Genomic DNA, 17,216 nt, shown 5'->3' with positions numbered 1-17,216 from the left:
GGATGGGAATTGCAGTACCAGACCGCAATCCTGTGCTGGATTACTGGACCATTGCTGGAATGCCGCTGAACATCAGTCGCATATAGTCGACCATGACACTGAGCATCCAGGGACCGGCAATGATCAATGCTAGAAATACGCCAACCAGTTTTGGAATAAAGGTCAACGTCGCTTCATTGATCTGTGTCGCTGCCTGAAAAATACTGACAATCAGACCGATCACCAACGCCGTCAACAGCATCGGTGAGGCAATCATCAGTGTCACTTCGATGGCACCACGGCCAAGTGTCATTACACTTTCTGGAGTCATGGTAAGACCTTAATAAAAACTCTCTGCGAGTGAACCAATCAACAATTGCCAACCATCGACCAGCACGAACAGCATCAATTTGAACGGCAGGGAGACAATTGCCGGAGACATCATCATCATCCCCATTGACATCAAAATACTGGCAACGACCATGTCGATGATAAGGAAGGGGATGAAAATGGCGAAGCTGATCTGGAACGCGGTCTTGAGTTCGCTGGTGACAAATGCCGGTACCAGCAAACGCATTGGGACGTCTTCAGGGCCTTGCAGGTCAGGATTGTGAGACAGCTTGACATACAGCGCAAGGTCAGCCTGACGGGTTTGCTTGAGCATGAACTCCTTGAGAGGTCCGGCTCCTTTTTCCATTGCCTCCGTGATCGAAATCTTGTTTTCGGCGAAGGGTTGATAGGCATCCGCATAAATTTTATCGAATACCGGGCCCATCACAAAAAACGTCAGAAATAGCGATAATCCGACCAGGACCTGTGTGGGTGGTGTGGATTGCGTACCTAATGCTTGGCGCATGAGTGACAAGACAATGATGATCCGCGTAAAACAGGTCATCATTAGCAACGCTGCCGGAATGAAGGACAGAGAGGTCAGCAGCAGCATCGTCTGGATGCTGAGGTTGTAGGTCTGACCGCCGCCAGCCGTTGGCGTGCTTGTAAATGCCGGCAATCCCTGCTGCGCAGCTGCCGCTAACGGCAGGCAGAGCAGTAGAACCAGCAGTCCACGTCGCAAGTGACGTGTGCGACTTGCTGAAAAAAAATTACTCACTGCTACCATTGCGCTTATCGATTGTCTGTTTTAGCCAAGCGGAGAAGTTTGCCGCTGGCACTGAAGGAGTGGAGGGAGCGGAGAGGTGCTCCTGGCGTGGCATCGTGGCAAGCGTATTGACTCGCCCGGGGGCAACCCCCACCACAATCCATTGCTCTGCCACTTCGATCACCATAACGCGCTCACGCGTACCGACGCTGACGCCGCCAATGATCTTTGCAACGGCGTTGCTACCGGCACCTTTGACCAGCCCGGTACGTTTGAACAGCCACGCGAGACCAACCAAAAGCGCCAATACCGTTCCCAGCCCCAACAGCATGGTGAAAACACTGCCGGTCGCCGAGCCAGCAGCAGTCGTGCTATTGGCGATATCTGCCGCATTTGCCGTGTTGACGAAAAGCGAAAGGAGCGCAATTGCGGCTCCCGACAAGCTGTAGCTACAATGCACACAGCCGATGTATTGGAAGCGTTTCATCGGTTAAGTTTTCGAATCCGCTCAGCGGGAGTGATGATGTCGGTGAGTCGAATACCAAACTTGTCGTTGACCACCACCACTTCGCCCTGGGCGATCAGACAACCATTGACTAGCACATCCATTGGCTCACCTGCCATGCCATCAAGCTCAACCACGGAACCTTGTGCCAGTTGAAGCAGGTTCTTGATCGCGATCTTGGTACGTCCCAGTTCTACCGTCAGCTGGACTGGGATGTCGAGAATGAAATCAATATCGTTAGGCGTGTTGGTCTTGATGTCACCAGCGCTAAACTCCTTGAAAATGGTCGCTTGGGCGGGTTTGGCATCGATACCCTGCTCTTCGGGAACATGCTTCTTTTGCGCCTCTTCTGCCTGCGTCTGTTCGGCTAACGCCGCACCCCACGGATCTTCTTCCGCCGCTGGTTGGTCAACGTTATCTTCAGCCATTCTGCTCTCCTTGTGTGCCTTCTGTTGTTTCGTTATTTGAGATGGATAGCAGTTTTTCTACACGCAATGCGTATTGCCCATTCAATTTTCCATAGCTGCATTCCATGACCGGAACGCCATCCACCTGCGCGGTCACCGGTTTTGCACTCTGCAGCTGGATGACATCGCCCACCTTCAAATTCAGCAGGTCAGTGAAAGTGACGCGGGCAGTGCCGAAATTGGCAATCAATTCGACCTCTGCAGTCTGAATCTGCTGTTTCATGAGCCGGATCCAGCGTTTGTCGACTTCCAGTGCCTCACCCTGCATACTGCTTGTCAGTTTGTCTCTGACGGGCTCGATCATGGAATACGGAGTGCAAATATGCAACTCGCCGCTCACTGGCCCCAGCTCCACGGTAAACGTGGTCGACACTACCACCTCATTCGGCGTTGCGATATTGGCAAACTGGGTGTTGAGTTCTGAGCGTATGTATTCAAATTCAATCGGATAGATTGGCTCCCAGGACTTTGCATAGTTCTGGAAGCAGATTTCCAGTACCCGCATGATGATTCGCTGTTCAGTTGGCGTGAATTCACGACCTTCGATACGAGCGTGAAAGCGCCCATCACCGCCAAACATATTGTCAACCAGCAGGAATACTAGTTGCGGGTCGAATACCACCAGCCCGATCCCCCGGAATGGTTTGATATGCACCAGATTCAGATTGGTAGGTACCACCAGATTGCGAATGAATTCGCTGTATTTGGCAACCTTGACCGGGCCTACCGAAATTTCGGCAGTACGATGCAGGAAATTGAACAGGCCAACACGGAAGAGGCGGGCAAAACGTTCGTTGATGATTTCGAGCGTAGGCATGCGCCCACGGACGATCCGCTCCTGCGTTGCCAGGTTGTAGGTGCGTACCGTACCGGGCGCATCTTCGGCGACGGCATCATCGTCCTCGTCCCCGGTGACCCCGCGCAGGAGTGCATCGACTTCTTCCTGGGATAGAAAGTGTTCGGCCATAGCGCTACTGCTGTTGAATCACAAAAGAAGTGTAAAAAACATCGGTGATTGTCGGACCTTTTGTGCCGCCGGTAAATGGCTCGCCCAACTGATCGATGATCTCGTCAGTCAGGTTATGTTTACCGTCGCTGGTCAGCAATTCGCTGGCTTTTTTGCTCGACAATACCATCAGTAGGCGACTACGCACTTGCGGCATGAACAACTTCAATGTTTCAGCTGTTTCTGCGTTAGGGACCTGGAGTGTGAGCGCGACTTGCAAGAACTGATCACCATTTTCTTGCTGAAGATTGACCACAAATGGTTCAATTACCACGAATACCGGGACTTTCGAGGGGGCTTCCTTCTCGCTGTGCTCCTCATCGGCTTTCTTCGATTTTCCACCCATCAACATGAATGCTGCTGCACCGCCAAGTACAACGACCAACACTGCACCGACGATGATGAAGAGCATCTTTTTTGACTTCGGAGCAGGTGCATCCGCTTCTTTGGCGGCTGCTTTTGCCGGGGCTTTTGTTGCCATCTAAAATTTCCCTTTCGAGCGAGTCCACAATGCAGTTAACAATACTATCGGCAGGAATCTGCCGATATTGAGTGCTTCTGTAGAAACGTCAGTTATTTTTTGTTCAATTCCTTGCGTTCGGAATAGTGCCGATTTTACGCAAAAGTATCTACCATGCCGAGGCCACCAGTTGCTGGACGCACCGGGATCGTAGCGACATTGAGTTCTCCTTCGTCGCTATTCGCACCAAATCCGGATGCGCCGCCGCGATCCGATGCAAATTCTTGGCGATTATTTCCTTGTTGCTGATTTGGCAAGCCAGTATTGACAGTTGCCTGACTTAACTGAATACCGGAGGCGTCGAGCATTTCACGCAGCTTCGGCATGGCAGCTTCCAGCGCCTGCTTCACCTCGGGTTGTGCTGTGATGAAGGTGGCATCTGCCTGATCATTGTGGACATGCAAAACTACCTGCAATGGACCAAGATCGGGTGGATTGAGGGTCAAAGATGCACTTTGCAATCCGCCGCTTGCCATCCATACGACCTTCTGACCCACCGCCTGATCCCAGCCAGGGCTACCCACAGCAGGTGTCAGTCGTTCTGTCGGTTGTCCGGCAATCGCGCCTTGCTGATTCAGGCTCATGCTTTGTTGTACGCCAGGTGCCAATGCAAGTGAGTTGGGTTGCATATTGGCGTCACCAACGCGGGCATTGGCATCGACTGCGGCTTTGGCATGCTGACCATTGGCTTGCTGGTCCTTATCCTGCGCCAGCGAGAATGCAGCTTTCGCGCCAAAGGCACCTTCCGCCAGGTTCTTTTCCGCGTCACCATGCAGGCTCAGGCTTGAGGACCCAGCCGCTCCCAGTCCTTGTTTGGTTGAAAGTGACTTTTCCTGTTGATCGTTCAGGCTGAATGGCTTACCTTGCCCGACTCCCTCGTCTTGGGCCTTGAGACCACCGAGTTTGGATTGCGCCTCAAGACTACCGATACCGGCCGCTACAGTGGCTCCTGCTGCCGCTCCCAACCCGGCACCAGTGACCAGACCAATAGTATCGCTATGTTTCTTCCCGGTTTTGGACTCACCGTTCAGCGACTGTATGTGCTCGCCAGTTTGCCGCTGTCCTTGGCCGCCGTTGCTATTTTGGTGGTTGTTCAGTTGCCCCACATTGGAGACCAACGCCAGAATCTGTGCAGAGGCGGCATTGCTGTTTTCCTGATCGTCATCTTGTTGAGCCTGTTCCTCGCCCTTTTTGTGCACAGAAGATGCACTTTTGGATTCCTTGCTGTCCTTTGTATCCCTGACAGCTGAGGCATTCTCATTGGGCTTTGCGGTTTCCTGTGCATTTGCATGCGTGGGCTCAGCCGGCTTGGCCTGGTTCTGCGTATTGGTTTGAGGCTGGGTCGACGTACTGGTAGCAGTAGAGTTGTTCTTAGTGGTTGCTGTATTTGATTCACTGCTGCTGGTTTCACTCTTTCTGCTGCTGACTTCCTTGTTCAGGATCTGGTTGAAAGAGGCACCGGCACGTGCAGATTCAGCCTGCACTGGAGCGGGCGCAGCATTCGAAGAGCTAACGGCATTTAATATCGGCAATTGTGTGTTCATCATTTCCGCCTTGCTATGTTGCTACCGTTTATAAAACGTGATTCTGGATGCATGTTCATCCATTTGCTTTTGCTCACGTCGATTATCGCGCACCTGCTCAATTTGCCTGGCACGTGTGACAAGCGTGTCGTATGACATTCGCTTGCGCTCACAGGCGTGCCACGCAGCTCTGGCATCAGCAACTCGCAACTGTGTCGTGCGGACAACGCCTTGTTGACCTGCAATCGCATGATCGATTTTCTCGATAAACAGCTGGAAATTGCGGTAGTTCATCGCCGTTAAACCCGACGATAGATTTTCCTGAAAACGTTGGGCGTAATCATCGCGGTATTGTTCCAGAATGACAAGTTTTTGCTGGGCCTCTTCACTCGTACGCACGGCCCGTCCCAAGCGTTTGCTCGCTTCGTCGGTTTCTTTGATCGCCAGTTCGATCAGGGTTTCGAGTGCGGAGGTTGTGGCCATAGTAACGTCGATTATATGGACGTCACATCGGGCTCAATCACTTGAATAGAGCGGTAAGTTGCCCCAAGCTCTCGGTAACACCCGCACGCTCGGAAATGCCCTGCTGCAAGAATGCCTCAATTCGGGGCAATAATTGAATAGCCTGGTCCAATACTGGATCGGAGCCAGATGCATAGGCGCCAACACTAATCAAATCTCGATTGCGTTGATAGCGGGAGTAAAGTTGCTTGAGTCGGCGCATGTCGCGCTGATGTTCCATCGACGTGATGCTGTGCATTGCACGACTGATCGACTGTTCAATATCAATTGCAGGGTAGTGGCCAGCCTCTGCCAGTGTCCGATTCAGAACAATGTGTCCGTCCAGAATTGCACGCGCAGCATCAGCAATGGGGTCCTGTTGATCGTCGCCTTCTGTCAGAACGGTATAGAAAGCGGTAATTGATCCGCCCCCCACATCACCATTCCCAGCACGCTCAACCAATGCTGGCAGTTTGGCAAAAACGGAGGGCGGGTAGCCTTTGGTGGCGGGTGGCTCACCAATGGCCAGCGCGATCTCACGCTGAGCCATGGCATAGCGGGTCAGTGAATCCATGATGAGCAAGACATTTTTGCCCTGATCACGAAAGTACTCTGCGATCGCCGTGGCATAGCTTGCACCTTGCAGGCGCATCAGTGGCGGCGTGTCGGCAGGTGCGGCAACCACGACGGAGCGAGCAAGTCCTTCGGGGCCAAGAATCTGCTCGATAAATTCTTTGACTTCTCGGCCTCGCTCGCCAATCAGGCCGACGACGATAATATCGGCACTGGTATATCTTGCCATCATGCCAAGTAGCACACTTTTGCCAACCCCAGAGCCTGCAAACAGGCCCATACGTTGCCCGCGACCGACCGTGAGCATACTGTTGATCGCACGAACACCAACATCAAGAATGTCTGCAATAGGCGCACGCTCGAGAGGATTCGTTGAGCGCACACTCAACGGCGCAGAACGTTCGGTGTGCAGTGCGCCGAGGTTGTCGAGAGGGCGGCCAGCGCCATCGAGTATGCGTCCGAGCAATTCGTCGCCCACCGGGAGTCGACGTGTGTGCACGTCGGCGCGCCGGATGGCCGTTGTGATGCCAACGCGCGGCGGCGGTTTGGGAGGTTCTAGAGGGTAGACTTTAGTACCTGGAACGATGCCCTCTACATCACTTTGTGGCATGAGGAACAGGCGTTCATCCTCGAACCCGACTACTTCGGCCTCAATCAGGGTGCCATTTGGCAGCGGGACAGTGCATGGGCTACCAACCGGCAGCTTGAGGCCGACAGCCTCCATGACCAGTCCGGCGACACGCGTCACCCGTCCGGAAATTCTGGTCGGCTCGGTCATCTGCACCAGGCTGCTACAGTTGTGCAGATACGCTTGCCAATGGCTGAAATGCGATAACGTCGGAGAGTTCATTGCATCTGACTCTGGCTGCCACGAGGAGGGCGCTTGCTCAGCCACTTAATCCAGCCAGTCGAGTTGCTTGCTTAGCGATTCGGCAATCCGGCGCCAGCGAGTTTCGGTGGTTGCATCAATCTGGTTGGTGCCAGTTTCGATGCGGCAGCCACCGCGGTCGAGGTCGGTATCTTCGATGATGCGCCAGCCATTTTTGCTCAGATCTTCCCCGAGGTGTTCACGCACCAACGCAGCATCGTCTGGTTGCAGATGCAGTAGCGCCGGCAGTTGTACGCCCGGCAAGGCATGAATGGCCGCGCTGACTGTGGGTAAAATCAGCTCAGGTTTGACGTTCAGTGCGGTCTTTAACATCGCCTTGGCCAGATCCAAACCCAGGTTGAGCAACTCGGGGGCGAGGTTCTCGCTACTTTGTGCAACTTCGGTACCAAAGGAGAGGGCGACCTGTCGCAAGTGACCAATAATCTCGGTGATTTCTTGCTGGCCGAGCTGCAGCCCAGCCGCGTAGCCTTCATTGTGACCGCTTTGAAATCCTTCTTGGTGGCCGTCAGCATAGCCTTCCTGATGGGCGTGCTCACGAATGGCGTCGAGCTCTTCAGCAGTCAGTACAGGTGGGGGTGGTTCTTCGACGAACTCTTCTTCCTCGACCACGGGAGCTGGTTCTGGTTCGTCGAAGGAAGCAAGCTCCCAACGCTGATAGGGCGTCATCAATTCCTTGGGAATGATGTTGTTTCGTGATGCCATCTTAAATCCGCTCAAACTGGAGTACGCAAGTTGTCAGCGTAACACCAGCATACCGGTTGCGTAAAGCGCCCGCAGGCACCTTAGATAAAGGCATCTTCGCCCTTCGCGCCGAGCGCGATCTGACCTTCATCGGCGAGGCGACGGACAATTTGCAGAATGGCTTTCTGTTGGGCGTCGACTTCAGACAAGCGCACAGGACCCTTGGATTCCAGATCTTCGCGCATCATCTCCGCAGCACGTTGAGACATATTGCTGAAAATCTTGTCACGCAGACCTTGCGATGCGCCCTTCAGGGCCACAATCAGGGATTCCGACTGAACTTCGCGCAGCAGCAACTGAATACCACGGCCATCGATATCAATGATGTTCTCAAAGACGAACATTTCGTCCATGATCTTTTGCGCCATGTCTTCATCATAGGCACGCAAGTTGTTCATCACAGACGTTTCGTTCTCACCAGAGAGGAAGTTGAGAATTTCTGCGGCGGTGCGGATACCACCCATCTGTTGTTTCTTGAGGCTTTCGTTGCCTGTGAGTAATTTTGTGAGAACGTCATTGAGTTCGCGCAGAGCTGCTGGCTGAACCCCATCCAGCGTTGCAATACGCAGTACAACATCGTTGCGTAACCGCTCGGTAAAGCAATTGATGATGTCGCAAGCGTGGTAGCGCTCCAGGTGTACCAGGATGGTTGCGATGATCTGCGGGTGTTCATTGCGGATCAGTTCGGCAACGGATTGGGCATCCATCCACTTGAGGCTTTCAATACCGCTGGCATCACGTCCGCCCAGAATACGGTTAAGCAGCGAGCTTGCCTTATCGTCGCCAAGGGCTTTGGTGATCACGGTACGGATGTAGTCGTCTGAATCCAGTCCGAGCGGAGATGCCTGGCCGGTTTCAGCCAGGAACTTGACCAATACAGCGTTGATTTCCTCAAAGCTGACGCCCTTGAGCTGAGACATTGCAGCACCGAGCTTTTGCACTTCGCGCGGTCCCAGATGCTTCATGACTTCGGCAGCCTCATCCTCGCCCAGGGCGAGCATCATGATGGCTCCTTCGTGCACACCCTCGTTACTCATCGTTCACCCATGACTTAATGATGTTAGCTACCAGTTTAGGATCATTTTTGGCCCATTGCTTGGCGCTTTCGAGATTTGCCTTGTATTCAGCGCGCTCATCAATCTGCTCCTGCTCACCAGAGAGCTGAACGATCGCATCAGGATCCTCTGGGTCGAACATGTCGTCGGCTTCAGCCTCGGCCTCTGCTTCTGCCTCGGCGGCTGCAGCTGCTGCTGCAGCGGCTTCAGCATCGGCGCGTTCCTTGGCTTCGCGCTCTTCCTTGCCAGAGATCTTTCTGATAAGCGGACGCAGTACGCCAAAGTAGAGATACAGCATAACTATGCCCAGCAAGACATAGCGGCCGATTTCCTTTGCCAGGGCAATCATGTCTGGCTGTTTCCACAATGGTAACTCTGGTTCCGGCTCGATGCTGAATTGCGTGTTAACCACGTTCAGGGAATCGCCACGAGTCTTATTGTAGCCCATCGCCTCCTTGACCAGATCCTCGATCTGACTCCGCTCAGCGTCGGTCAAAGGCTTCATCACGATTTTGCCAGTTTGATCAACAGTACGCTTGTAGTTGACCACAACTGCAACCGTCAAGCGTTTGACGCCACCCATTGGCTGCTGAATGTACTGAACCGTCTTGTCAACTTCATAGTTGATGGTAGAGTCTTTGCGGGCGTTGCCGGAGCTGGCGCTGCTGGGCGCATTCGGCGGTGGATTGGTAATTGGCGCGGTTGCTGGTGCTGGCGGCTGATTGGTCAGGGCACCCGGTATTCCGGAGGCACTTGTGTTTGAGTTTTGCGACTCGCTGCTCTGCTTGCTGCGTACTGCCGCCGTATCAGCAGTCTGGTTTGGTTTGTAAGTCTCTGCGGCTTGTTCGCTACGAGAAAAATCAACATCAGCCGTCGCTTCGGCACGCACATTGCCGGTTCCGACAATCGGTTCAATGATCGATTCAACCCGTTTGACAATATCTTGCTGCAGATCCTGCACATACTTCAGTTGTGTCGGGTCCAGGCTGTTTGCTGGCAGCTTGCTGGTGTCGGAAAGCAGATTCCCGCTTTGATCAACGATCGTGACGTTCTTCGGTGGCAATTCTGGGACGCTGCTGGCGACTAAATGGACAATTGCGCTAACTTGTTGAGCATCCAGCATGCGGCCAGGGTAAAGGCCAAGAATGACAGAGGCGGTCGGCTTTTGCTGGTCGCGGACGAAAACGGAAGCCTTTGGCAGTGCCAGATGCACGCGCGCTGCCTGCACGGCTTGCAAGGTCTGAATGGAACGTGCCAATTCGCCTTCCAGGGCGCGCTGAAAATTCACTTGTTCGAGAAATTGGGAAACACCGAGCTTTTGGTTTTCCATCAATTCAAAACCGACGTTGCCGCCCTTAGGCAGCCCCTGTGCTGCAAGCCTCAGACGTACGTCATGCACGACCGTTTCGGGCACCAAAATAGCAGCGCCGCCCTCCGAATATTTGTAGGGCACATTCATTTGCTGCAACGCAGCAACAATCGCTCCACCATCTCGATCCGAGAAGTTGGAAAATAGTACGCGGTACTCGGTTTTTTGACTCCACATCCAGATGCCGATCATCAGGGCGATGACAGCTGCCGCTGCAACCATCAGCAGAGCGCGGCGCCCCTGCGGCGATTGGACGTAGCCAACGATGCCGCCAGGTGGCGCTGGTTGGGGCGTGATATTGTCGCCGGTGGCGCCGCCGACGGCAGGATTGCTGCCGTCATTGGTCATTGTGCCGTCGGCCGCTACCGCCATGATTTCCCCTTGCGTACGCCGTCCAGCATGTGGCTTTGAATGTTTTGCTTCACTGCTTCCCTATCCAGGTAGGATTTATGCCTATTATGGATTGTCGTGCCAGATTGGAAATTTGATCTATGGAAAAGAATGGCTATTTCCCCGTTTATTATTGCGAGCCGCTCGGATTGGCATGATAACCTGTCGTTGTAGAACTGGAAAGTCTGGGCGTACTGATCAATCGTGACTTTTGTCAGAAAATGAAGGGGCGGGTAAATGGCTGAGAGCATGATAGATACTAGCAGAATCGAGGCTATGGTGGCGCAGCTTAGAGCGGTTGCCGCCCGTGCTCACGGTGACGTTTCTCCTGTGGATACCGTAACAGAGAGTGAGAAGCCGGTTCAGCGCGTTGATTTTGCCAGTGTGTTCAAGAATTCCCTGGATCAGGTCAACGAGGCGCAGGAAAAGGCGCAGCAGTTGTCTGAGGGCTTCTCGATGGGGGATGACAATATTAATTTGTCTGACGTCATGATATCGATGCAAAAGGCAAATATCTCATTTCAGACTAGCCTGCAGGTCCGTAACAAGTTGGTTTCGGCTTATCGTGACATTATGACTATGCAGGTTTAAGCAGGCAGGTGGTTTTTTGATGCTGTGCTGGGTATCGGTTGTAAAAAAAGCTGCCAAGGCAGCTTTTTCTTTTTGTGCGACTCCGCACTGGTACGAAGACATTATTTTGCGAAAATTCGCTTAAATCATTCCAGAAGCCTTGGCATTTTGTTCGCGCTCAATTTTAGTAATGAAGCGTTGAATCGCTGCAAGCACAGCACGAGGCAGGTCGATAAATTCGCAGCCAAGACGAACGACGTTCTTGCCGGATGTTAGCTTTGTTTCCTTGGCATCACGAATTTGTAACTTGACGGTAACCAACGTGTTGTCACCCAATTCAAGGCTGCAGTCTTCGTAGATGCGGCCGAGCGTCGTATCAAGTTGCATTTTTTCATCGGTGATGCCGACTCCACCCGCACTGATATTGTTCAGTTGTGTGACAACCGTGGCCAACGTGCCATCCGGTTTTGTCATTCGGAAAGTTACATGGAGTGGCTTGGCAACCGGTGTGGAAATGCGAAAGTACTCTCGTCGCTGCAGTCGAACCAGACTTTCAGGGATCGCAATTTTCAGTGCCGGGCGTTTTTGGAAAAGACATTCCTGTGCCTTATCCACATTGAACGTGATACGAATGTTGTTGTACATCGCTTCGAAGCCAATGCGATTACTTTGCAGAATATTGTTGTTCAGTGTCGCGCTTGGTGCCGCATCAATGACTACGCTGTCATCCGCTTCATCTACATCAAGAATCGAGGTAATAATGGATTCTGATCCGCCTTTGATGAGCAAATTCAGAAGTTGATTTCGCTCCATCATGCTATTCAGCAAAGAAACGATTTCCCGGCGAGAGTAAACTCGGAACGGACTGTCGTCTTTTATATTGTCTTGAGTTGCCATTTGTGCTGTGCGTCTATACGTCTAAATTTCAAAGAAGGGAGTTCTTCATCCTTCGTTAGGTCGCTGTCCTACTTTAATGAAAGATCATACCTCATTGCGTTCTGATTGCATATTATCAATGCGATATAGCCAAGCCAAAAGCTCTGCTACAGCACGATACAGAGCAGGTGGGATTTGCTGGTCCAGATCCACCTGCATCAGCAGCGAGACGAGTTCTTTCGATTCATGCACGAATACGCCACTCTCTCTGGCGCGCGAAATAATAGCCTCCGCTATCAGACCGCTGCCCTTCGCAACGACAACTGGGGCCGCCTGATTAGTGTTATATGCCAAAGCAACTGCATTCTGTAGTCGCGGTTTAGGATTCTCCATCGTGCTTCACAATCAGTGAGTCCAGTGACGTGCCGGCAGCAGCCATGCTGTCGGCAAGTTGATTGCCGTGTCGGCGCAGCAGACGTGCGGAGTTGTCATTATCAGTACGCACCTGCATATGAATTTGTTTATCAACCAGGCGTATTGATGCAGACACTGTACCCAGATGCGCCAATTCAAATTTCACAACACTATGCCACGCAGCAGTCGCGCTATCTTCCTGGTCTGCACGACTCTGTGAATCTGGAGGCTCCTGACTTATTTCCCATTCCATTTGCTGTCCGGGCCATACTTCACCATGCCAGAGTATCCGATGTTGTTCCAGTGTGTTCAATTGAATATTGATGATTTCTGCCAGCTGTTTGTGGGACTGATCCGCGCTGGAAAGCAAATCTGCTGTCGAGATCGGTGCTTGTCGTCCTAAATCTGCCTGAGGCTCTTTTAGCAGGAGATCCAGTGGGCGTTTTCCTTCCGCCCATGCCGCCACATGAGACTCATAGAATGTGCCGCTAAAGCTTATGGTGTCATGCAGTGCGCTTGCTAACTGCGAGGCGTTGACAGGTGTATTGACCAAAGGGGTCGATGATTCGATTGCCTTCGATGCTTGATTCGGGTCAGCTGTATGCAAAATTGCATCGATTAGTTTACCTGCTGAGCTCAGGGTTGCCGGTGCGCTTTCCTGTCTGCTTTGTGGTGCTGTTTGAGGTGTTTTGTCGTCAGTCTCAGGTACAAGTGTGTTACGGCCATCGACTGTTGTTGCTGAGCGCTCGGCGCCGGTGGTCGATGTCTGTAACTCCTTTTCCATCTTGCGCCCGGCCGCACTGAGCGATACCGAACTACTTTCCTCTTCGCCAGGAATTGTTTCAGTTAAAAGGAAAGTGGGGCGAGGATCTTTGCTCACCATTGTCAGCAATAGTGAGTCTCCGGCACGCGTGGCCGTGGGCAAAACCATACGAGCAGCCGTGTTGGCGATACGTACTAGATAGCTGCCATCGTTATATGTTGATAGAACTTTACCCTGTAACTGCTGGCCAATGGCAATCTGAACCAGGCGACTGAACGCTTCCTGCTTGGCATCGGCAACCGCCACAATGGCGGCTGGAGCGTCAACGCTGGCGATGGGCTGGACGGCATTGGTAATGTCGGCCCGAGGAATCATTATCAGCCTCGCGGATTGACACCGTAGGCGCTGGCAATTTTGCGTTCGGTACTGGTGTTATGGATCAGGGCTGCAAGTTTTTTCAGGCCGGGATCGGTGAGATTGCGAATGTCTCTGTCATCCGCCAGAATTTTTTTGAGTATTTTGACTTTGCGCTCGCGACGGTCATCTGTCAGTGTAACAGCCCCCTCTGTCTCTTTAAGGACTCCTACTACATGAGCGCAGTCCGCTTCCAGTTTTGACAAGAGGTTCCAGTCTTCCTCGCGTGCAGCTGCAAGCATCTGATCGGTCAGGTCGGCAACGGATTCATAGAGGGAAATGACTTCGGCTCCATCCATCATTTTTTGCTTTCGTATAACTTGTTATCAGAGGTTCTCAGTTCACACTGCCTGTGCGTGAATCAGGCTGCTGCTTGAGCCCGCGACATGGCGTCCACCTCGGGGCCGATGGCTTCCCAGGCGCCGCGCAGGTCGCTTAAAAGACCGTGCACCTCCTCCAGAATCTCCTGTGAATTCTCGAGATTGGCAGCAAACAGGCGGCGCCCTATGTAGTCATAGAGCGCATCGAGGTTAAGTGCAATTTCGCCGCCGACGTTCTTGTTCAGGCTGGCACGTAATCCACTCTCAATAATCAGGATCGCCTTGGTGATTGACTCACCCTTGTTCTTGATATCACCATCCTTCATGTACTTTTGCCCTAGGGCAATCGCGACAAGCGCGCCATCGAACAGCATCGTGATCAGCTTGTGCGGATTCGCTGCCAGTACACCGGTTTCAACGCCAATATTGGCGTAGGCATTGGCACCGCTTTGCGTAGTCCCGAACATTTTTTTCTCCCGTGCTCGATATTAACTATTGGTTCGACTTCTGAAGACTTGCCAACTGTTGCGTTAAATAACTCTGTGTTGTTGCCATACTGGAAAGTGTGCCATTAAGCTTGTTGAACTGATTCGTATAGGAATCTTGCATTGTGCTTAATCGTCGGTTGATTGCTGCCTGACGGTCACTATTGACACGCAGACTAGCTTGCAAGCCTTTGGTTTTGGTATCAATGATACCGCCATCTGTCACAAAGCCGTTGACCAGCGATTTCAAACGGGTCAATACCCCTTTGTCCTTGATGTCATCGCTCTTGCCTGCGTCCGCGGGTGGTGTAGCTAGTGTGCCATCAGGATTGGTAGTCGCGCCCGCCGTGAACAAATTGGTGACACCGGCAAAATTCTTGTTTGCAGCCGCGCTCAACTTGGCGGCATCGACCGATAAGGTGCCATCTTTTTGCACGCTGATCCCGACATCTGACAAAGTCGCAATGCCTTTGCCTCCTGATACCGGGGTAAAGAGGGCATTACGCAGCTGCGAAAGCATGCTTTGGACGGCAGTTTCACTGGCCAGTGGCCCCGACTTGCCTTCCTTGCCCAGCTCAGTGGCCGGTGATTGCTTGGTCATGTCGGTGGCCGCCTTGACCAAGGTGTTGTAGGCGGAGACGAAAGTATCTGCTGTCTTGGACAATCCACTAGTGTCGTTGCCGACCGTCAAGGTGACGTTGTCGGAATCGGTGGTGACCTTGGTCAGATTTAATGTCACTCCCGGGATCGCATTGAGAACCTTGTTCGATGCGCTGGAAACGGCTACGCCATCAATACTCAGTTTGGCATCTTTGGCAGCACTCAATTGTCCCATGCTGGTGCCGCTGAAGTCGGCGAAATCACCAGTTCCCCTTACCGATACTGGACTGCTGGCATTTTTCCCGGTCCCTGCCAAAACCAGATGATCCTGCGTGCCATCATTGCTGATGGTTGCTGTCACTCCAGAACCGGATTTATTGATGGCATCACGTACATCAGCCAAGCTCATATTCTCGCCACTCAACGGAACCGACGTCGTCGTGCCGTTGATATTCAAACTCAGGTCGCCTGCGTTCCCGTCGAACGTCTGGCCTAGGGTAATGCCGGCCGAGGTGTAGTTTCCGCTCGGGTCAAAATTCAATGCTGAGTAGCTGCCAGTCCCTGTGACGCGAATCGTATTTTCAAGGCCCGGTTCATTGGCCGTGATCACAAGGTGTTGTGCATTCTCGCCACCAACAATGGTTGCTGTTACGCCGGTGTCAGCTGCATTGATGGCATCACGGATACCCGACAGGCTGTTTGAGGTCGGATGAATGATGTTTGTCGAACCCTTGCCAGTCTTGATGGCCAGGACGCCGGTATCAAACATCGCACCATCAGGGAAGGATGCCGAGGTGATTTTTTGCGCCTGAGCCAGTTGTGAAATGGCAACAGTGTAGGTGCCAGATGCAGCTGTGCTGGCATCGCGTGGGCCTTGCGTCTGAAGCAGGCCATTGGCAGCTGGTGTAGCGGAGTCATAGGAGAGTGGAATCAGACTGTTATTGGCCTGAATTTTCACAGCCCCGGCAGAGCCGGCCGTATTTGATGTGATGACCAGGTGATCGCCAGTTTTACCAGCAACGATCGTCGCGCTCACGCCGAGCGAACCATCGTTGATGGCGTCGCGCAATCCTGTCAGATTCTGATTGCTATGCAGTGTCAGAAATTTTGGGGGGTTATTTCCAACTTTGATCGCTAGCGAATCGCCTGCTTTGAAGCTCGCAGTCGGTGGAAAAGCGCCAGTCTGCAATTTTTGTGGCAACGCTTTGGTTGAGTCATCCGGCGTGACATCAGCCGTCAGTGGATCCGTAGTGGGGGTACCAGTTGCGCCATTATTGGCTACGGTTGCCTTTTGTGCGCCAAAACTGTTTGCCGACAGCCCATTGAGTGCTGTCTGGTAAGTGGAGATTGCACTTTTCAAACCGCCGTAGGCAGAGATCAGGCTGTTATAACTGGAGGCTTGCTTATTCAGGGGCTCAAGTGCAGTACCTTCCGCGCTCATGATCTTGCCAACGAGCGATTGAACGTCGAGCGGTCCGGCGGATGATGTAATTGTACCGGTGGAGGTACTCATAAATGCTCCTGAATGCGATGCGCTTTAGCCAAATGCAATGTTGCTCTTCCAAGTAGTTGGCGCATCATTTAGCAGCTAAGTTGGGTATCAAACCCGAGATAATAACTCCTGGCTTGGGTTGGGGGTGCTTCGCAAAGGAGAAAATCTGTTATGAACTATCGCGACAATACAGCTCATGCGCAACAAATAAGCATTGCGCATGAAGATATCAAGGTCCCAATAGTTCGTACCAGACTCAGGCTTTGTGGTTAATCAATACACCTTGCATCTTGTCAATCGACTTGGCAATGGCAATGGCTTCTTCGCTCGGAATTTGACGAATCACCGTATCAGTTGCTGTATCAACAACCCTGACAATGGTCTTGCCTGTTTCCTTGTCTTGCGAGAAATCCAGGTCGGACGCGTTTTGTCGGGCGAAGTCGTTGAGCTTATCAACCGCATTGGCGACGTCCTTGTCACTCGAATTTTCGCTGGAATTCTGGAATTGAGGGTCTGCTACCGGTGCAACTGTCGATACCACTGGATCGGGCCTGTTGGCAGGCTGGATCGGGGCATAAGCACCAGAGTCGCCTGCTGCGGTAATGTTGAGAGGGGAAATCGACATACTATTACTCCTTCAGTAAAGGAATGTGCGGAGAATACAATGA

General features: G+C 52.5%; 20 protein-coding genes. 1 reads left to right on the top strand and 19 read right to left on the bottom strand.

The genetic code is table 11. The annotated features are described in order from the left end of the window. Window positions 1-40: 40 nt before the first annotated feature. From fliQ to fliF, 12 genes are all read right to left on the bottom strand, one after another. Window positions 41-310 (bottom strand): flagellar biosynthesis protein FliQ, encoded by a 270-nt coding sequence (fliQ, locus tag FHW66_RS03435; RefSeq protein WP_183378297.1) that lies wholly within the window; start codon window positions 308-310, stop codon window positions 41-43. 9 nt (window positions 311-319) lie between these two features. Beyond that, window positions 320-1,087: a flagellar type III secretion system pore protein FliP gene (fliP, locus tag FHW66_RS03430; RefSeq protein WP_370543393.1), complete on the bottom strand. Its 768-nt coding sequence runs from the start codon at window positions 1,085-1,087 to the stop codon at window positions 320-322. Then, complete coding sequence (fliO, locus tag FHW66_RS03425; RefSeq protein ID WP_183378296.1) at window positions 1,080-1,562, bottom strand: flagellar biosynthetic protein FliO; 483 nt, start codon at window positions 1,560-1,562, stop codon at window positions 1,080-1,082. Before fliO ends, fliP begins: the two co-directional genes overlap by 8 nt. Then, complete coding sequence (gene fliN, locus FHW66_RS03420) at window positions 1,559-2,008, bottom strand: flagellar motor switch protein FliN (RefSeq protein WP_183378295.1); 450 nt, start codon at window positions 2,006-2,008, stop codon at window positions 1,559-1,561. The genes fliO and fliN overlap by 4 nt, the downstream gene beginning before the upstream one ends. Then, a complete protein-coding gene (gene fliM, locus FHW66_RS03415; protein ID WP_183378293.1) occupies window positions 2,001-3,014 on the bottom strand; it encodes a flagellar motor switch protein FliM in 1,014 nt (337 codons plus the stop codon). The genes fliN and fliM overlap by 8 nt, the downstream gene beginning before the upstream one ends. 4 nt (window positions 3,015-3,018) lie before the next feature. Further along, a complete protein-coding gene (gene fliL, locus FHW66_RS03410) occupies window positions 3,019-3,534 on the bottom strand; it encodes a flagellar basal body-associated protein FliL (RefSeq protein WP_183378292.1) in 516 nt (171 codons plus the stop codon). 134 nt (window positions 3,535-3,668) lie between these two features. After that, window positions 3,669-5,120: a flagellar hook-length control protein FliK gene (locus FHW66_RS03405; protein WP_255458787.1), complete on the bottom strand. Its 1,452-nt coding sequence runs from the start codon at window positions 5,118-5,120 to the stop codon at window positions 3,669-3,671. An 18-nt stretch (window positions 5,121-5,138) separates the two neighbouring features. Further along, window positions 5,139-5,579 carry a flagellar export protein FliJ gene (gene fliJ, locus FHW66_RS03400; RefSeq protein ID WP_183378291.1) on the bottom strand — a complete coding sequence of 147 codons (441 nt, stop codon included), beginning with the start codon at window positions 5,577-5,579 and terminating at the stop codon, window positions 5,139-5,141. A gap of 37 nt (window positions 5,580-5,616) precedes the next feature. Then, complete coding sequence (fliI, locus tag FHW66_RS03395) at window positions 5,617-7,020, bottom strand: flagellar protein export ATPase FliI (protein ID WP_183378289.1); 1,404 nt, start codon at window positions 7,018-7,020, stop codon at window positions 5,617-5,619. Between the two features lie 45 nt (window positions 7,021-7,065). Then, entirely contained in the window at window positions 7,066-7,761 is a 696-nt protein-coding gene (gene fliH / locus FHW66_RS03390; RefSeq protein ID WP_183378287.1) for a flagellar assembly protein FliH, read from the bottom strand. 80 nt (window positions 7,762-7,841) lie between these two features. Then, window positions 7,842-8,837 carry a flagellar motor switch protein FliG gene (fliG, locus tag FHW66_RS03385; RefSeq protein ID WP_183378285.1) on the bottom strand — a complete coding sequence of 332 codons (996 nt, stop codon included), beginning with the start codon at window positions 8,835-8,837 and terminating at the stop codon, window positions 7,842-7,844. Further along, on the bottom strand, window positions 8,830-10,596 hold the full coding sequence (gene fliF / locus FHW66_RS03380) for a flagellar basal-body MS-ring/collar protein FliF (protein WP_183378284.1): 1,767 nt from the start codon (window positions 10,594-10,596) through the stop codon (window positions 8,830-8,832). Before fliF ends, fliG begins: the two co-directional genes overlap by 8 nt. Before the next feature lie 255 nt (window positions 10,597-10,851). Here fliF and fliE point away from each other — a divergent pair, with 255 nt between their 5' ends. Next, window positions 10,852-11,205, top strand: coding sequence for a flagellar hook-basal body complex protein FliE (gene fliE, locus FHW66_RS03375; RefSeq protein WP_183378283.1), 354 nt, complete (start codon window positions 10,852-10,854; stop codon window positions 11,203-11,205). A 120-nt stretch (window positions 11,206-11,325) separates the two neighbouring features. On the opposite strand, the gene FHW66_RS03370 is transcribed toward fliE, so the two are convergent. The 7 genes from FHW66_RS03370 to FHW66_RS03340 form a co-directional block, all read right to left on the bottom strand. Continuing rightward, window positions 11,326-12,081, bottom strand: a complete 756-nt coding sequence (locus FHW66_RS03370) for a flagellar brake protein (RefSeq protein WP_183378281.1) — start codon at window positions 12,079-12,081, stop codon at window positions 11,326-11,328. Between the two features lie 84 nt (window positions 12,082-12,165). Beyond that, window positions 12,166-12,453: an EscU/YscU/HrcU family type III secretion system export apparatus switch protein gene (locus FHW66_RS03365; protein ID WP_183378280.1), complete on the bottom strand. Its 288-nt coding sequence runs from the start codon at window positions 12,451-12,453 to the stop codon at window positions 12,166-12,168. Then, window positions 12,440-13,612, bottom strand: coding sequence for a flagellar hook-length control protein FliK (locus FHW66_RS03360; RefSeq protein WP_183378279.1), 1,173 nt, complete (start codon window positions 13,610-13,612; stop codon window positions 12,440-12,442). The genes FHW66_RS03365 and FHW66_RS03360 overlap by 14 nt, the downstream gene beginning before the upstream one ends. A 2-nt stretch (window positions 13,613-13,614) precedes the next feature. After that, window positions 13,615-13,953, bottom strand: coding sequence for a flagellar protein FliT (locus tag FHW66_RS03355; RefSeq protein ID WP_370543392.1), 339 nt, complete (start codon window positions 13,951-13,953; stop codon window positions 13,615-13,617). A gap of 59 nt (window positions 13,954-14,012) precedes the next feature. Next, window positions 14,013-14,438: a flagellar export chaperone FliS gene (gene fliS, locus FHW66_RS03350; protein WP_183378277.1), complete on the bottom strand. Its 426-nt coding sequence runs from the start codon at window positions 14,436-14,438 to the stop codon at window positions 14,013-14,015. A 25-nt stretch (window positions 14,439-14,463) separates the two neighbouring features. Further along, entirely contained in the window at window positions 14,464-16,569 is a 2,106-nt protein-coding gene (gene fliD, locus FHW66_RS03345) for a flagellar filament capping protein FliD (protein ID WP_183378276.1), read from the bottom strand. Between the two features lie 235 nt (window positions 16,570-16,804). Beyond that, the gene (locus tag FHW66_RS03340; protein WP_183378275.1) at window positions 16,805-17,173 is read right to left on the bottom strand and encodes a flagellar protein FlaG; all 369 of its coding nucleotides are present in this window, start codon (window positions 17,171-17,173) and stop codon (window positions 16,805-16,807) included. Window positions 17,174-17,216 lie beyond the last annotated feature (43 nt).

The sequence above is a fragment of the Herbaspirillum sp. Sphag64 genome (genome assembly GCF_014192645.1).
Lineage (GTDB): Bacteria > Pseudomonadota > Gammaproteobacteria > Burkholderiales > Burkholderiaceae_D > Herbaspirillum.
This window is presented reverse-complemented; position numbering and strand designations above follow the sequence as displayed.

Excerpts from the sequence above, each read along its gene's own strand:
- fliI (WP_183378289.1), bottom strand. The coding sequence starts at position 7,020 with ATGAACTCTCCGACGTTATCGCATTTCAGCCATTGGCAAGCGTATCTG.
- FHW66_RS03340 (WP_183378275.1), bottom strand. The coding sequence starts at position 17,173 with ATGTCGATTTCCCCTCTCAACATTACCGCAGCAGGCGACTCTGGTGCT.
- fliN (WP_183378295.1), bottom strand. The coding sequence starts at position 2,008 with ATGGCTGAAGATAACGTTGACCAACCAGCGGCGGAAGAAGATCCGTGG.
- FHW66_RS03365 (WP_183378280.1), bottom strand. The coding sequence starts at position 12,453 with ATGGAGAATCCTAAACCGCGACTACAGAATGCAGTTGCTTTGGCATAT.
- fliO (WP_183378296.1), bottom strand. The coding sequence starts at position 1,562 with ATGAAACGCTTCCAATACATCGGCTGTGTGCATTGTAGCTACAGCTTG.
- fliH (WP_183378287.1), bottom strand. The coding sequence starts at position 7,761 with ATGGCATCACGAAACAACATCATTCCCAAGGAATTGATGACGCCCTAT.
- fliL (WP_183378292.1), bottom strand. The coding sequence starts at position 3,534 with ATGGCAACAAAAGCCCCGGCAAAAGCAGCCGCCAAAGAAGCGGATGCA.
- fliD (WP_183378276.1), bottom strand. The coding sequence starts at position 16,569 with ATGAGTACCTCCACCGGTACAATTACATCATCCGCCGGACCGCTCGAC.
- fliG (WP_183378285.1), bottom strand. The coding sequence starts at position 8,837 with ATGAGTAACGAGGGTGTGCACGAAGGAGCCATCATGATGCTCGCCCTG.
- FHW66_RS03405 (WP_255458787.1), bottom strand. The coding sequence starts at position 5,120 with ATGATGAACACACAATTGCCGATATTAAATGCCGTTAGCTCTTCGAAT.
- FHW66_RS03360 (WP_183378279.1), bottom strand. The coding sequence starts at position 13,612 with ATGATTCCTCGGGCCGACATTACCAATGCCGTCCAGCCCATCGCCAGC.
- fliM (WP_183378293.1), bottom strand. The coding sequence starts at position 3,014 with ATGGCCGAACACTTTCTATCCCAGGAAGAAGTCGATGCACTCCTGCGC.
- fliS (WP_183378277.1), bottom strand. The coding sequence starts at position 14,438 with ATGTTCGGGACTACGCAAAGCGGTGCCAATGCCTACGCCAATATTGGC.
- fliF (WP_183378284.1), bottom strand. The coding sequence starts at position 10,596 with ATGGCGGTAGCGGCCGACGGCACAATGACCAATGACGGCAGCAATCCT.
- fliJ (WP_183378291.1), bottom strand. The coding sequence starts at position 5,579 with ATGGCCACAACCTCCGCACTCGAAACCCTGATCGAACTGGCGATCAAA.
- fliE (WP_183378283.1), top strand. The coding sequence starts at position 10,852 with ATGGCTGAGAGCATGATAGATACTAGCAGAATCGAGGCTATGGTGGCG.
- FHW66_RS03370 (WP_183378281.1), bottom strand. The coding sequence starts at position 12,081 with ATGGCAACTCAAGACAATATAAAAGACGACAGTCCGTTCCGAGTTTAC.
- FHW66_RS03355 (WP_370543392.1), bottom strand. The coding sequence starts at position 13,953 with ATGATGGATGGAGCCGAAGTCATTTCCCTCTATGAATCCGTTGCCGAC.
- fliQ (WP_183378297.1), bottom strand. The coding sequence starts at position 310 with ATGACTCCAGAAAGTGTAATGACACTTGGCCGTGGTGCCATCGAAGTG.